This is a genomic window from Sodalis sp. RH14 (assembly GCF_047324285.1).
In the GTDB taxonomy this organism is placed as follows: domain Bacteria; phylum Pseudomonadota; class Gammaproteobacteria; order Enterobacterales; family Enterobacteriaceae; genus Acerihabitans.
The window spans coordinates 3327874-3341554 of the sequence record NZ_CP178739.1 but is presented as its reverse complement, the minus strand read 5'-3'; the positions used below and the strand labels follow the sequence as shown (position 1 = coordinate 3341554).

14 protein-coding genes are annotated in these 13681 nt (G+C 59.2%); 7 read left to right on the top strand and 7 right to left on the bottom strand.

Features of this window, described 5'->3' with window-relative positions:
* Nucleotides 1–13 precede the first annotated feature (13 nt).
* Nucleotides 14–1744 (bottom strand): arginine--tRNA ligase, encoded by a 1731-nt coding sequence (gene argS / locus ACL2XQ_RS15205; protein WP_413722634.1) that lies wholly within the window; start codon nucleotides 1742–1744, stop codon nucleotides 14–16.
* Nucleotides 1745–2405: 661 nt separating this feature from the next.
* Here argS and ACL2XQ_RS15200 point away from each other — a divergent pair.
* Nucleotides 2406–2975 carry a VOC family protein gene (locus tag ACL2XQ_RS15200; protein ID WP_410015358.1) on the top strand — a complete coding sequence of 190 codons (570 nt, stop codon included), beginning with the start codon at nucleotides 2406–2408 and terminating at the stop codon, nucleotides 2973–2975.
* On the opposite strand, the gene ACL2XQ_RS15195 is transcribed toward ACL2XQ_RS15200, so the two are convergent.
* Nucleotides 2972–4117, bottom strand: a complete 1146-nt coding sequence (locus ACL2XQ_RS15195) for a MalY/PatB family protein (protein ID WP_413739395.1) — start codon at nucleotides 4115–4117, stop codon at nucleotides 2972–2974. The genes ACL2XQ_RS15200 and ACL2XQ_RS15195 overlap by 4 nt on opposite strands.
* 97 nt (nucleotides 4118–4214) lie before the next feature.
* On the opposite strand from ACL2XQ_RS15195, the gene cutC reads away from it, so the two are divergent.
* Nucleotides 4215–4973, top strand: a complete 759-nt coding sequence (gene cutC, locus ACL2XQ_RS15190; RefSeq protein WP_410015356.1) for a copper homeostasis protein CutC — start codon at nucleotides 4215–4217, stop codon at nucleotides 4971–4973.
* 102 nt (nucleotides 4974–5075) lie between these two features.
* Here cutC and cmoB read toward each other — a convergent pair whose 3' ends face one another.
* From cmoB to ACL2XQ_RS15170, 4 genes are all read right to left on the bottom strand, one after another.
* Nucleotides 5076–6047: a tRNA 5-methoxyuridine(34)/uridine 5-oxyacetic acid(34) synthase CmoB gene (gene cmoB, locus ACL2XQ_RS15185; protein WP_410015355.1), complete on the bottom strand. Its 972-nt coding sequence runs from the start codon at nucleotides 6045–6047 to the stop codon at nucleotides 5076–5078.
* Entirely contained in the window at nucleotides 6044–6787 is a 744-nt protein-coding gene (gene cmoA / locus ACL2XQ_RS15180) for a carboxy-S-adenosyl-L-methionine synthase CmoA (protein ID WP_410015354.1), read from the bottom strand. Before cmoA ends, cmoB begins: the two co-directional genes overlap by 4 nt.
* A gap of 89 nt (nucleotides 6788–6876) precedes the next feature.
* A complete protein-coding gene (locus tag ACL2XQ_RS15175; protein WP_410015353.1) occupies nucleotides 6877–7272 on the bottom strand; it encodes an MAPEG family protein in 396 nt (131 codons plus the stop codon).
* Nucleotides 7273–7372: 100 nt separating this feature from the next.
* Nucleotides 7373–8188 (bottom strand): DUF72 domain-containing protein, encoded by an 816-nt coding sequence (locus ACL2XQ_RS15170; protein WP_410015352.1) that lies wholly within the window; start codon nucleotides 8186–8188, stop codon nucleotides 7373–7375.
* A gap of 226 nt (nucleotides 8189–8414) precedes the next feature.
* Here ACL2XQ_RS15170 and ACL2XQ_RS15165 point away from each other — a divergent pair, with 226 nt between their 5' ends.
* A complete protein-coding gene (locus ACL2XQ_RS15165; RefSeq protein ID WP_413733217.1) occupies nucleotides 8415–8741 on the top strand; it encodes an AAA family ATPase in 327 nt (108 codons plus the stop codon).
* A gap of 441 nt (nucleotides 8742–9182) precedes the next feature.
* Here the strand turns inward: ACL2XQ_RS15165 and ACL2XQ_RS15160 are convergent, their stop codons facing one another.
* A complete protein-coding gene (locus ACL2XQ_RS15160; protein ID WP_410015351.1) occupies nucleotides 9183–9749 on the bottom strand; it encodes a hydrolase in 567 nt (188 codons plus the stop codon).
* 330 nt (nucleotides 9750–10079) lie between these two features.
* Here ACL2XQ_RS15160 and aspS point away from each other — a divergent pair, with 330 nt between their 5' ends.
* Genes aspS through ruvC form a run of 4 tightly spaced genes read left to right on the top strand, consistent with a single transcriptional unit; the run spans nucleotide 10080 to nucleotide 13642 of the window.
* Nucleotides 10080–11870, top strand: a complete 1791-nt coding sequence (aspS, locus tag ACL2XQ_RS15155; RefSeq protein ID WP_413739394.1) for an aspartate--tRNA ligase — start codon at nucleotides 10080–10082, stop codon at nucleotides 11868–11870.
* Entirely contained in the window at nucleotides 11870–12313 is a 444-nt protein-coding gene (nudB, locus tag ACL2XQ_RS15150) for a dihydroneopterin triphosphate diphosphatase (RefSeq protein WP_410015349.1), read from the top strand. Before aspS ends, nudB begins: the two co-directional genes overlap by 1 nt.
* A 23-nt stretch (nucleotides 12314–12336) precedes the next feature.
* Complete coding sequence (locus tag ACL2XQ_RS15145; protein WP_410015348.1) at nucleotides 12337–13080, top strand: YebC/PmpR family DNA-binding transcriptional regulator; 744 nt, start codon at nucleotides 12337–12339, stop codon at nucleotides 13078–13080.
* 40 nt (nucleotides 13081–13120) lie between these two features.
* On the top strand, nucleotides 13121–13642 hold the full coding sequence (gene ruvC, locus ACL2XQ_RS15140; RefSeq protein ID WP_410015347.1) for a crossover junction endodeoxyribonuclease RuvC: 522 nt from the start codon (nucleotides 13121–13123) through the stop codon (nucleotides 13640–13642).
* The last annotated feature ends 39 nt before the right edge of the window (nucleotides 13643–13681 follow it).

Here is a 13681-nt window from a genome sequence, read left to right as displayed (position 1 = left end):
GGTTCGCCCGCGGCTACATCCGCTCGACGGTCTGGATGCCCAGCATCTCCAAGCCCTGCTTCAGGGTGCGTGACGTCAGCAGCGCCAGCTTCAGGCGGCTTTGCATAACGCCGCCATTATCGGCGTTCAGGATTGGGCAATGCTCGTAGAAACTGGAGAACAATCCGGCCAGATCGTAAAGATAGGTGCACATGACATGAGGCGTGCCGTCGCGGGCCAAGACGGTGATGGCTTCCTCGAACTGCAGCAGGCGCGCCGCCAGCAGCGTTTCCTCTTCTTGCTCCAGCCTGACCGGCGACGTCAGCTGGCTTTCATCCAGTCCGCTGCGTTTGAATACCGACGCCACCCGCGTATAGGCATATTGCATATAGGGCGCGGTGTTGCCCTCGAAGGCCAGCATATTGTCCCAGTCGAAGATATAGTCGGTCGTGCGGCTCTTGGACAAATCGGCGTATTTTACCGCGCCAATGCCCACCACCCGCGCCAGGGTTTCCAGCTCGTCCGGCGACATGGCCGGATTTTTTTCGGCAATCAGCCGGCGGGCGCGTTCCAGCGCTTCATCCAGTAAATCGGCAAGCTTAATGGTGCCGCCGGCGCGGGTCTTAAACGGTTTGCCGTCCTTGCCGAGCATCATGCCGAACATATGGTGTTCCAACGGAACCGACGGGGGCACATAACCGGCTTTGCGCACGATGGCCCAGGCCTGCATCAAATGCTGGTGCTGGCGGGAATCGATATAATACAGCACCCGGTCGGCCTTCAGCGTTTCGTAACGGTATTTGGCGCAGGCGATATCGGTGGTGGTATAGAGGTAGGCGCCGTCCTTCTTCTGGATGATGACCCCCATCGGCTCGCCTTCCTTGGTCCTGAACTCTTCCAGATAGACCACGGTGGCGCCGTCGCTTTCCACCGCCAGCCCCTTGGCTTTCAGGTCGGCGACAATGCCCGGCAGCATGTCGTTATACAGGCTCTCGCCCATGACGTCCTTGCGGGTAAGGGTCACGTTCAGGCGATCGTAGACCTGCTGGTTTTGCGCCATGGTGATATCCACCAGCTTGCGCCACATTTGCCGGCAGTATTCATCGCCGCCCTGCAGTTTGACCACGTAACCGCGGGCGCGCTCGGCGAAATCGGCGTCTTCGTCATAGGTTTTTTTCGCCGCGCGGTAAAATTCTTCCAGGCTGGATAACTGCATCTCCGGCTCGCCGCGCGACTGTATCCTTTCCAGATAGGCTATCAACATGCCGAACTGGGTACCCCAGTCGCCCACGTGATTGGCGCGGATCACCCTATGGCCGAGAAACTCCAGCGTGCGCACCGCCGCATCGCCGATAATGGTGGAACGCAGATGGCCGACATGCATTTCCTTGGCCACGTTCGGCGCGGAGTAATCCACCACGATGGTTTGGGGTTGCACGGGGGTAATATTAAGCCGCGGGGAATCCAGCGCGGCCTCGACCTGGCGCGCGAGCCATTCCCGGTCCAGGAAAATATTGATAAAGCCGGGGCCCGCGATGTCGATTTTCGCCGCAATGCCGCCAAGATCCAGCAGCGAAACCACCTTTTCCGCCAGCTGGCGCGGCGGCATGCCGAGGGCTTTGGCGACCGACATCACGCCGTTGGCCTGATAATCGCCGAACTGCGCCTTGGCGGACTGGCGCACCTGCGCTTCGCTTGCCGCGGGCGCGCCGGCCGCCGTCAACGCCTGACTGACTTTGTCTGAAAGAAGAGCCTGAATATTCACCGTATTACCTTTCTTACTAACGCTGGACGCGGGGGGAACGCCTCCCCGTGTTTCCGGCTACCTGATAAGCCGACCGCGCGCCGCGGCGGGGGGCTAACCGCCGGGCGCGTGTCGAAAAGTAAAAGAAACACCGCTTATACCATAAACGGCGCGTCGCGTCAGTATGACCGGCCTGGTCGATGTCAAGTTAACGTGGGGCGGGGGCGGGATAGAAGGTCAGCAACAAGGCGATTCACCCCGCGGTGGGGCGAGCGGGGGCTAACGATTGCGCGATTTTCTGGATGCGCCTAGCTGATTGCGATTCCGGGTGCGTAAATGTTGAAGTATTGAAAATACCGCAATAACAACAAGTATTATGCACAATGTTAATAACATCATAATTATATACTCAGAATAATACCGATCTCGAAAATAACGTAATTACCTGGCGTATACAATCCATCGAAAGCGCTTTAAGATAATACTGAGCATTTAAAGTTCATTGCTAATAAATGACATCAGCGGCGCTTACGCATGCCGTCAAGCGGGTAAGTTAATATAAAAAGTGTTTTTGGTAAACATCATTAAAGAAACATTAAGTTATGTATCAAAATAAGATATTTCTTAGCTCGCGTTATTTTGGTGCGTTAATTTTAGTCCTACTTTAATTAAGGGAATGAGGATGCATTGGACCGCCGTGCCGCAATTAGCGGATCTTGTCACTGATTTGACCTATTTTGAACAGCGGCTGTCGGCGCTGGCCGCGCGCCTTCATCTGGAATTGGCCGACCATTATGTCGATCATATCGCGCTGCGTTGCCATGAGGACGCCACGGCGCAGCGCTGGTTCGACGGCTGGCGGCAGTGCGGCCAGTGCCTGAAAAAAAACGACGTCAATGGTCGCGCCATCGCGCTGCTGGCGCTGCCGTCGCCCCTCGCCGTTGGGCCGCTGCGCATCGGCTGCGTGGAACTGCCCTGGCCGGGGCCGCGCCGTTATCCCCATGAAGGCTGGGAGCATATCGAAATTGTCCTGCCCGGACCGCCGGAAACGCTGGCGCGGCGGGCGCTGGCGCTGCTGGCCGATTCCGCCCTGGGGGCGCCCGACATCAGCCTGAAACACAGCGCGCCGGCGGGGGCGGGAGAACGGTTGCCCAATCCGACGCTGGCGGTCACCGATGGGCAGGTCACGATTAAGTTCCACCCCTACAGCCTGCGAGCCATCGTGAGCGATGAGGCGGACGGGCGCCGTTAGCCAAGCGCCTGCACCGCCCGTGCCATGCGTTCCACGGCCTGCACCAGCAGAGCGCGGGGGCAGCCGAAATTCAGCCGGACAAACCGGGGATCGCCAAAATCCGCGCCGGGGGAAAGACCGACGCCCGCCTGCTCGAAAAACCGCTGGGGATTGTCCACCCCAAGCCGGCCGGCATCGATCCAGGCCAGATAGGTGGCTTCCGGCGCCGCCATGCTTAACCCCGGCAGGGTATTGATGCGCGCGGCCAGCCAATCGCGGTTACCGCGCAGGTAGTCGAGCTGTTCCTCCAGCCAGGGTTGGCCGTCGCGCCAGGCGGCGGTGGCGGCGACATATGCCAGCACATCCACATTCGGCACAATGCCGCTGCGCTGGGCGATAAATTTCATACGCAGCCGCGCATTGGGGATAATGGCCAGCGAGGCGCCGAGGCCGGCGATATTAAACGACTTGGATGGCGACATCAGGGTGATGGAGCGCTGTTCGGCAACCTCGCCGAGCGATCCGAACGGGATATGCGCCACGCCCGGTTCCAACAGCAGATCGCAGTGAATCTCGTCGGAACACACCAGGAGATCGTGGCGCTGCGCAAACGCCAGGTGCTGCGCCAGCTCCTCGCGCCGGTAGACGGTGCCGCCCGGATTATGCGGATTGCATAACATCAGCAATTGCTCCGATCCATCCATCTCCGGTTCGATCGCCGTCAGATCCACCCGCCAGCGTTCCTCCGCCAGGACCATCGGCGCCAGGCGCTGTCCCCGTTCCGCGCCGCGCGCCGCCGCGCGGAAGGGCGGATATATCGGCGCGGGAATCACCACGCTGCTATCCGCCTGCGTCAGCGCGCGTACCGCCAGGTTAAGGCCGCTTACCAATCCCGGCAAAAAAACCAACCATTCGGGTTTGACGCGCCATTGATAACGCGTGAGCATGCGCTCGACAAACAGCGCGGCAAGCTCCGCGGGAGGTGCGCCGTAACCAAATACGCCGTGCTCGACGCGCGCGTGCAATGCTTCGATAATACAAGGTGGCGAACGAAAGTCGGTGTCCGCTACCCACAGGGGGATCACGTCCCGATCGTGATACTTTTGCCATTTATAACTGTCGCTGTGACGTCGGTCGATACTTTCGTCAAAGTTGAATGCCATAGTTATTTCCTTGGGTGATAAATAAGAAATTATCGCGACTGCCATAGGCCCGTGTTTTAAATGCCTGTTATCCTGGGGCGTCTATAAGGAGTATACAATGCCTAAACTGGAAGTCTGCTGCTATAGCCTTGAGTGCGCAATAACGGCGGAGCAAGCGGGAGCGGACAGAATCGAGCTGTGCTCGGCCCCGAAAGAAGGGGGGCTGACGCCGTCGCACGGCACGCTCCGGCTGGCGAGGGAGCGGCTGGCGCTGCCCGTTCATCCCATGGTGAGGCCGCGGGGCGGGGATTTTTGCTACAGCGAAATTGAGTTTGACAGCATGCTTAACGATTTAGCGGCCATACGCGCCATGGGATTTCCCGGCGTGGTGGTCGGCGTGCTGGACGAGGAGGGGCATATTGATTTGCCGCGCATGCGGCGCATCATGGCGCAATGTACCGGCGTGGCGGTGACCTTTCACCGCGCTTTCGATATGTGTATCAACCCCTACCAGGCCCTGCAGCAGTTAACCGATCTCGGGGTGGCGCGCATCCTGACCTCCGGCCAGCAGCAGAGCGCCGAAACAGGTTTAGCATTATTAAGGGAACTGAACGCCCAAAGCCGTGGTCCAATCATTATGGCAGGCGCTGGCGTGCGATTGACCAATTTGCATAAGTTCCAGCAAATCGGCATCCGTGAACTGCACAGTTCCGCAAGACAGGTGGTTGCTTCCGGGATGCGTTACCGCAAAGCGGGTGTAAGCATGAGCGTCGACAATGAAACGGATGAATTTACCCGCTATTGCGTCGACGGCGATATGGTGGCGGCGATGAAGCATGCGCTATCAACACCTTCATCCGCGCACCGGCCGGCCTGACCGCTGATTTTGCCGCGCACACGAACTAACCCACGTGATGCTTGCAAGTACCAAGCCCCGGACTCTTTCTTGGGGCTTTTTTTTATCCGCGGCGCGGCAACGTCAGGGCTTGCGGGCAATCACCACGGCGCGCAGCGGGGCGGGGTAGCCTTCGACCGTCAGCCTGGGGTCGTCGGGATGCAGGAAATCGGCCAGCGATTCGCTGGTCATCCAGGCGGTGCGCCGCTGTTCGTTGGTGGTGGTCAGCGACATATCCGCCAGCCGTACCTGTTCAAAGCCGCATTTTTCCAGCCATAACATCAGCGCGCCGGGGGAAGGAATAAAAAAGACGTTGCGCATCTGGGCGTAACGTTCCCCCGGCACCAGTACCTGCCTGTCGTCGCCTTCGACCACCAGGGTTTCCAATACCAGCTCGCCGCCGCTGACCAATTGGTTCTTAAGCTGCAGCAGATGATCCAGCGGCGAGCGCCGGTGGTACAGCACCCCCATGGAAAATACCGTGTCGAAGGCCGCCAGATCGGGTAATTGCTCGATCCCCAGCGGCAGCAGATGGGCGCGCTGATCCCCGCCCAGCAGTTTACGCACCGCCTCGAACTGGCAGAGGAACAGCTGCATCGGGTCAATGCCCACCGCCAGCTGCGCCCCCGCGCCGACCGCGCGCCACAGGTGATAACCGCTGCCGCAGCCCACATCCAGGATAACGCGTCCGGCCAGCGGGCTGATATGCGGCGCGACCCGTTCCCATTTCCAGTCCGAACGCCATTCGGTATCGATCTCGATATCGTAAAGGGAAAAGGGACCTTTACGCCAGGGCATCAACTGGCGCAATAAGGACTCGACGCCCTCTTTTTGCCCCGGGGGCAGCGGCGCTTCGCCCTGCGCCGTCACGCCGCGCAGCAGGTCCAGGCGCCGGGGCGTCAGCAGGGGCAGGCGCTCGACGGCGTTAAACCACTGGCGGAACTTGCCGTGCAGCGCGTCATGCTGCCAGGCGCTCAGCTGCGCGGGCAGGGTATTCAGCCAATGGCTCAGCGGGCCTTTGGCAATCAGCTGATAAAAATCACCAAAATCCGTCACGCCGCGTTCTCCGGTTTCACGGCGATCAAAGAACCGAAATTAAAGCACTGGAACCAGACCTCGGCATGGCCGAAACCGGCCTGGCGCAGCCTTTCCTTATGGGTTTCCACCGTGTCGGTGAGCATGACGTTTTCCAGCATGCTGCGCTTTTGACTGATTTCCAGTTCGCTGTAGCCGTTGGCCCGCTTAAAGTCATGATGCATGTTGAACAGCAGTTCGCCGATGCCCGCGTCGGTAAAGCTTAACTTTTCGGACAGCACCACGGCGCCGCCGGGGTTAAGCCCGGCAAACACGTGGTCGAGCACCCGTTGGCGATCCGCCGGCTCAAGGAATTGCAGCGTGAAGTTCAGCACCACCAGCGAGGCGTTGGTAATCGGCACGTCGCGGATATCGGCTTCGATAACCGTGACCGCCGTCGCGGCGCGAAACGACTCGATATGCCGGCGGCAGCGCTCCACCATGGCGGCGGAATTATCCACGGCGATAATACGGCAATCGTCGGCGGTGATGTTGCGGCGCATGGACAGGGTGGCGGCGCCCAGCGCGCAGCCGAGGTCATACACCTGCGACCCGGGGGTGGCGAATCGTCCGGCCAGCATGCCGATCATGGCAATAATGTTGGAGTAGCCGGGGACCGAGCGCTGGATCATATCCGGGAAAACCTCGGCTACCCGCTCGTCAAAGGTCCAGTCGCCCAATTTGGCAATGGGCGCGCAGAAAAGATTATCGTGGTTTGTCATCGGAATATCGGGGTTGTTCAGGGTAAGCCGTTATTCTAACAGATTAGCGGCACAAAGCATGCGTCTGCGCGCCCTATGCCGCCGGCGGTTTAACGCCAACTGAAAACCAGCTCCCAGGGCAGATACCAGAGGTTGAGCAACACCATCATGATAAGCGACGCATAAGTGGCGCTCATGCCGGTGCGGCGCCAGCTGAATTCCCGCTGGCGCAGGCCCAGAGAGTGCATGATTCTGCCTGCCATCAGCATCAGCCCGCACAGATGCAGGGTCCAGTTCGGCGTACCGTTCATTTCCATGATCACCAGCAGCACCAGACCGATGGGGATATATTCCACCGCATTGCCGTGCACGCGGATCGCCGTCTGCAGTTCATAAAATCCACCGTCGCCGTAGGCCACGCGATATAACGTTCGCAGTTTAACGACATCCAATGATAATTTAATCAATAACATGGCGCCGAAAACCACGTAAAGCGCACTCACCATCTCTAACTCCATTTCCCAGAAAACGAGCAGCGGGCAAATAATATCCCGCCCGTGCAGCGCTGTCGTTAAAATCCTGCTTAAAATAACGGTTTTGCCAAGGTTAAAACAACGCGTCCTGCTGCGGCCAGGGAGGGATCGGCCCGAGTCCGCCGATCCTGGCCGCCAGGGACGGCCACACTTGTTGGGCCAGGCGCGGCGCGTGGCCGATGTCCGGCGTATGGATAAACAGAAAAGGGGTGCGGCTTTGCGACCATAACGCCAGTTTATCCAGCCAGGGTTGAAACAGCCGCGCGCTGTCGTCGATATCGTCGTTGCCGATAAACCGCACCAGCGGCCGATCGCCGGTCAGCACGGCATGTACCGGCACCTTGGGCTTTTGCCGCCGCGCCGCCAGCATTGCGGGCGAGGTGCCGGCGCCCTGATGCACCGGGCGGCTGTCGAGGATCACCCGGCTGACGCCGCGCTGTTGCAATCCCCGGTTAAGGCGCCGTTCGTCGTCGCCCTTGGCGAAAAACAGCGGGTGGCGCACTTCCACGCCATAGCTGAACGCGCCGGACAAGGCATCGAGAAATGCCCACAGGTCGCCGAGTTGCGCCGGGCCGAAGGCGGCAGGCAACTGCAGCCAATACTGGCCGATGCGTCCGGCCAAGGGATCCAGTACCTGGTAAAATTGCGCCAGCGGCGCGCGGAAATCGCGCAAGCCGCCCTGGTGGCTGATAGCCGCGGGAAACTTGAAGCAAAAGCGAAAACCGTCGGTGGTCATGGCGTGCCAGTCATAAACCCGCGCCGGATCGGGCAGGGCATACAGCGTGGTATTACCCTCGACGCAGTTAAAATAACGGGCATACTCCGCCAGGCCGGTAATGCCGATGGCGTTCCACGCGCTATGTTGCCATTGCGGCAAGCCGATAAACATGAGGGTTAATCATCCTTAGCGTAAGCGGTTGATAAAATATCTTAGCATATTAATAATAACAGATGAATGCTATAGCTGCACGGTGCCCCGTATTTATGCTGCCCGCGCGCCGGGGATGGGCTAATACCGAGCGCAGCGAGGCTGCTATTTTTACCATGGCCGTTAATACAACACTACTGCATAATAAAAATAAACACGACATAATGGATTATTCGATGAAAATTAAATCTCTTTTTTAAGAAATTTTAAATGCTTTGAATTATTGGAATTGCAACTTGAGGAGCGCCTCAATGTTATTATTGGCGATAACGCCACGGGTAAAACCCGTATTCCCTTCGCCATCGCGTTTGCCATGGGCACTTTTTTATCGGCATCAGAAAAGTCACCGGCGCCCTGGCAATACGTACGCTGCGACAGCAGGAAAACAGGAACGTCCGGACGGGGAACCCGTTGCATGACCAACTGCCGTTTAACGTGGCGCCCAGCCATACCCGGCAAGAACATGTTGTCGCTGGGTTTACGGATTATAGAGAAAAATCGAATTTATGGATAATCCTGTCCCGGCCTATTTATTAACCACGGAGAGAAAAAAAGATGATAATGCGACCGCGTAATACCGCGTGTTCACCGCTGGGAAAAGGGAATATATCCCCTATGGCCAAGCCATCGGCAATTACTGTAGCTATTGCGAGCGCCGCAGCTACGCCTGCGGTATTGATGTGCCACATCTCCGGCACAAAAAAAGCCAATATATAAAAAGGCTACATTTAGAGTCCATTTTTTGCTGGCCTGTAAAAATCGCAACGCGGTAACAGGCGTCAATGTCGTAAGCGGCCAGTTTTCCTCACCGTCAGCAATACATTCCCTATTTTCGCCTATCAGGGGGATGGCCGGGCCATCCCCCTGATAGCCTGAAAGATAAACGCTGGAGCGGGCACCGGGCCGTCCGGGCGCCAGCCTGCGCCGGTGTACCGGCGCGGTATCCCCGCACAGGCTAGAAGGCGGCCAGAACGTCGTCGGTGGAGCGCACCCGGCTAATGCGCGGGAAAATGTTTTGCATGCTGCCGTCGTGCTGCTCCTGGTTATGGGCGCTGCAGGCATCCTCCACCAGCACCAGCTCGTAGCCCATTTCCCAGGCATTGCGCGCGGTGGATTCCACGCCGATATTAGTGGCGATGCCCCCCAGCACCACGGTGCCGATGCCGCGCCGGCGCAGCTGCAAATCCAAATCCGTGCCGTAGAATGCGCCCCACTGGCGTTTTTGGATGCGGATATCGCTGTCCTGCACGCCCAACTGTTCGGGGAATTCCCACCAGTCTTCCGGCAGGCTTCTTGCCCCCGTGGGCGCATCCACCGTTTGTTTCGGCGCATCGCCAAAATCCGGCGACCAGCCGACACGCACCAGGAACACCGGCGCGCCGGCGGCGCGAAAGCGCGCGGCCAGGGAGGCGGCTTTCGCCACCACCTGTTCACCGCTGTATGGACCGCCGGCAAACGGCAGGATCCCTTGCTGCAGATCAATCAGTACCAGCGCGGTGCGCGCGGGGTCGAGTTTAAGCATAAAATATCTCCGGTTGATAACAATACCCTCGATCCAGGCCGCAGCCTGTTCATATCGCCACCGCAAGAGGGTATGTTATCCGGGTGGGGGGATGACAGCGCCCAAGGGTGAATTTTTGTTAATAAATATGTTAATGAATAATTATTTAGCCAGCCGGGGCGCGCAGGGTGCTGACGGGCTTATCCTGCGGGTGAATTTCCTTTATAATGGCCGCCTTTCGAACGCCGGCAAAATACCGATGCATCGCCGCCACTTTCGTCATTAATGAATAACAGCCCTGGCCCGCTTTACCGAGCGGGACGGCACGGGCTGAAAATCAAGGATATCGTTATGCGTACTGTATATTGCGGACAGATCAATTTGTCCCATGTAGGCCAGGAAGTGACATTGTGCGGCTGGGTTAACCGCCGCCGGGACCTCGGCGGTCTGATTTTTATCGACATGCGGGATCGCGAGGGGCTGGCGCAGGTTTTTTTCGACCCCGATCGCCAGGAGGCGTTCAGCCGCGCGGCCGAATTGCGCAACGAATTTTGCATCCAGCTGACCGGCATCGTACGGGCGCGTCCCGACAGCCAGATTAATAAAGAGATGGCCACCGGCGCGGTGGAAGTGCTGGCGACGCAGCTTACCATCATCAACCGCTCCGAACCCCTGCCTCTCGATTCAAATCAAACCAATACCGAAGAGCAGCGGCTGAAATATCGCTACCTGGACCTGCGCCGTCCGGAAATGGCGCAGCGCCTGAAGGCGCGCGCGCGTATCACCAGCGTCGTGCGGCGTTTTATGGACGGCGAGGGCTTCCTGGATATCGAAACCCCGATGCTGACCAAGGCCACGCCGGAAGGCGCGCGCGACTACCTGGTGCCCAGCCGGGTGCACAAAGGCAAGTTTTATGCGCTGCCGCAGTCGCCGCAGCTGTTCAAGCAGTTATTGATGATGTCCGGTTTTGATCGCTATTACCAAATCGTGAAATGCTTTCGCGATGAAGATTTGCGCGCCGACCGCCAGCCCGAATTTACCCAGATCGATGTGGAAACCTCCTTCATGAGCGCCGGACAGGTGCGCGAGGTCATGGAGCGTCTGGTGTGCACCCTGTGGCAGGAAATCAAAGGCGTCGATCTGGGCGCGTTCCCGGTGATGACCTATGCCGAGGCGATGCGCCGCTTTGGGTCCGATAAACCCGATCTGCGCAACCCCATGGAAATCGTCGACGTCGCCGACCTGGTGAAAGACCTTGAGTTCAAGGTATTCTCCGGTCCCGCCAACGACAGCAAAGGCCGGGTGGCGGCGCTGCGCGTTCCCGGCGGCGGCCAGCTGAGCCGCAAGCAGATCGACGAATACGGCAAGTTTATTGAAATCTACGGCGCCCGCGGCCTGGCCTACATCAAGGTCAATAAGCGCGACCAGGGTCTCGACGGAATACAAAGTCCGGTGGCCAAATTCCTCGACGCCGCCGTGCTTGAATCCCTCCTCGACCGCACCGGCGCGCAGGACGGCGATATCCTGTTCTTCGGCGCGGATCGTTATAAAATCACCACCGACGCGCTGGGCGCGCTGCGCCTGAAGCTGGGCCGCGACCTGCAACTGACCGACGAGACGCGCTGGGCGCCGCTGTGGGTGATCGATTTCCCGATGTTTGAAGAAGACGACGAGGGCGGCCTGGCGGCCATGCACCATCCCTTTACCGCGCCGCTGGCCATGGATCCCGACGCGCTTGCGGCCGCGCCGCTGGACGCCGTCGCCAACGCCTACGACATGGTGTTGAACGGCTATGAGGTCGGCGGCGGCTCGGTGCGTATCCATCGCAGCGAAATGCAGCAGACGGTGTTCGGCATTCTCGGCATCACCGAGCATGAACAGCGGGAAAAATTCGGTTTCCTGCTCGATGCGCTGAAATACGGCACGCCGCCCCATGCCGGCCTGGCCTTCGGCCTTGATCGCCTGGTGATGCTGCTGACCGGCACCGACAATATCCGTGACGTTATCGCTTTTCCCAAGACCACCGCGGCCGCCGATCCGATGACCGACGCGCCGAGCTTCGGCAACCCCGCCGCCCTGGCGGAATTGTCTATTGCCGTCATTGGCAAGGGCAAGGAAGCGGCGGAACGCGGGCAGCAATAATGGTCTGGAAACGCCCGGTATCGGTGCTGATCGTTATTTACGCCGGCGACAGCGGCCGGGTATTGATGTTGCAGCGGCGGGATGACCCGCAGTTCTGGCAGTCGGTGACCGGCAGCCTTGAGGACGGTGAATCGCCGGCCGCCGCCGCCAGGCGCGAGGTCAGGGAAGAGACCGGCATCGATATCGACGCCGAGCATCTTGAACTGCGGGACTGCGAGCGTTGTATCGAATTTGAAATTTTCAGTCATTTGCGCCACCGATATGCGCCGGGAGTGACGCGCAATACAGAATATTGGTTCAGTTTAACGTTACCCTCTGAACGGGTACCCGCAATCAGCGAACATCTGGCTTACCGCTGGCTGCCGGCCGCCGAGGCGGCCTTACTGACCAAATCCTGGAGCAATCGGCAGGCGATTGAAGAATTTGTTATTTATCCGGCCTGAGAAGGCTTATTTCGGAGAGAGTTATGGCAGGTCATAGTAAGTGGGCCAACACCAAGCATCGTAAAGCGGCTCAGGACAGTAAACGAGGCAAGATTTTTACCAAAATCATTCGCGAGCTGGTGACCGCCGCGCGCCTGGGCGGCGGCGACGTGGGATCCAACCCGCGCCTGCGCGCCGCGGTGGACAAGGCGCTGGCGAATAATATGACGCGCGACACGCTTAACCGCGCCATCGCGCGCGGCGTCGGCGGCGACGACGATACGCAAATGGAAACCATTGTGTACGAAGGTTACGGCCCCGGCGGTACGGCGGTCATGGTGGAGTGCCTGAGCGACAACCGTAATCGCACCGTGGCCGAGGTCCGCCACGCGTTTACCAAGACCGGCGGCAACCTGGGCACCGACGGGTCGGTCTCCTACCTGTTCACCAAAAAAGGCGTGATTTCCTATGCCCCGGGCCTGACGGAAGATCAGGTGATGGACGCGGCGCTGGAAGCCGGCGCGGAAGATGTGGTGACCTATGACGACGGCGCTATCGATGTCTACACCACGCCGGAAGATTTCGGCCGGGTCAAGGACGCCCTGGAGGCCGCCGGATTACACGCCGATTCTTCCGAGGTGGGGTTAATTCCTTCCACCAAGGCCGATTTGGACGAGGAAACCGCGCCCAAGCTGCTCAGGCTGATTGACCTGCTGGAAGACTCCGACGACGTCCAGGAAGTCTACCATAACGGCGAAATCTCCGACGAGGTGGCGGCGACGCTGTGACGGACTTCCGGTGTGACGGCAGCCTGGGCGGTGCCCGGATATGACGATTATCCTCGGTATCGACCCGGGTTCCCGCATCACCGGTTACGGCATTTTACGCCAGCAGGGACGGGTGCTCACCTATCTTGGCAGCGGGTGTATCCGCACCAAGGTGGATGACCTGCCCACCCGGCTAAAGCTCATTTATGCCGGCGTCAGCGAAATCATCACCCAGTTCCAGCCGGATTTTTTCGCCATCGAGCAGGTGTTTATGGCGAAAAACGCCGACTCGGCGCTTAAGCTCGGCCAGGCGCGCGGCGTCGCCATCGTGGCGGCGATGAACCATGAGCTGCCGGTGTTTGAATACGCCGCGCGCCAGGTGAAACAAACGGTGGTCGGCACCGGCTCGGCGGACAAAAGCCAGGTACAGCATATGGTGCGCGTATTGCTCAAATTATCCGCCAGCCCCCAGGCGGATGCCGCCGACGCCCTGGCGATTGCCATTACTCACTGCCATGTCAACCAGAACGCGCTGCGCTTAGGCAACAGCCGCCTTAATCTTTCCCGGGGCCGCCTGGGGTAAAGCCGCCCCCGGCCCGAACCGGCTGGATATTCATCCAGC

Bases quoted from the DNA above. Each gene is read 5' to 3' on its own strand.
- ACL2XQ_RS15200 (WP_410015358.1), top strand. From the start codon at position 2,406: ATGCATTGGACCGCCGTGCCGCAATTAGCGGATCTTGTCACTGATTTG.
- ACL2XQ_RS15195 (WP_413739395.1), bottom strand. From the start codon at position 4,117: ATGGCATTCAACTTTGACGAAAGTATCGACCGACGTCACAGCGACAGT.
- cutC (WP_410015356.1), top strand. From the start codon at position 4,215: ATGCCTAAACTGGAAGTCTGCTGCTATAGCCTTGAGTGCGCAATAACG.
- cmoA (WP_410015354.1), bottom strand. From the start codon at position 6,787: ATGACAAACCACGATAATCTTTTCTGCGCGCCCATTGCCAAATTGGGC.
- ACL2XQ_RS15175 (WP_410015353.1), bottom strand. From the start codon at position 7,272: ATGGTGAGTGCGCTTTACGTGGTTTTCGGCGCCATGTTATTGATTAAA.
- ACL2XQ_RS15170 (WP_410015352.1), bottom strand. From the start codon at position 8,188: ATGTTTATCGGCTTGCCGCAATGGCAACATAGCGCGTGGAACGCCATC.
- ACL2XQ_RS15160 (WP_410015351.1), bottom strand. From the start codon at position 9,749: ATGCTTAAACTCGACCCCGCGCGCACCGCGCTGGTACTGATTGATCTG.
- aspS (WP_413739394.1), top strand. From the start codon at position 10,080: ATGCGTACTGTATATTGCGGACAGATCAATTTGTCCCATGTAGGCCAG.
- nudB (WP_410015349.1), top strand. From the start codon at position 11,870: ATGGTCTGGAAACGCCCGGTATCGGTGCTGATCGTTATTTACGCCGGC.
- ACL2XQ_RS15145 (WP_410015348.1), top strand. From the start codon at position 12,337: ATGGCAGGTCATAGTAAGTGGGCCAACACCAAGCATCGTAAAGCGGCT.
- ruvC (WP_410015347.1), top strand. From the start codon at position 13,121: ATGACGATTATCCTCGGTATCGACCCGGGTTCCCGCATCACCGGTTAC.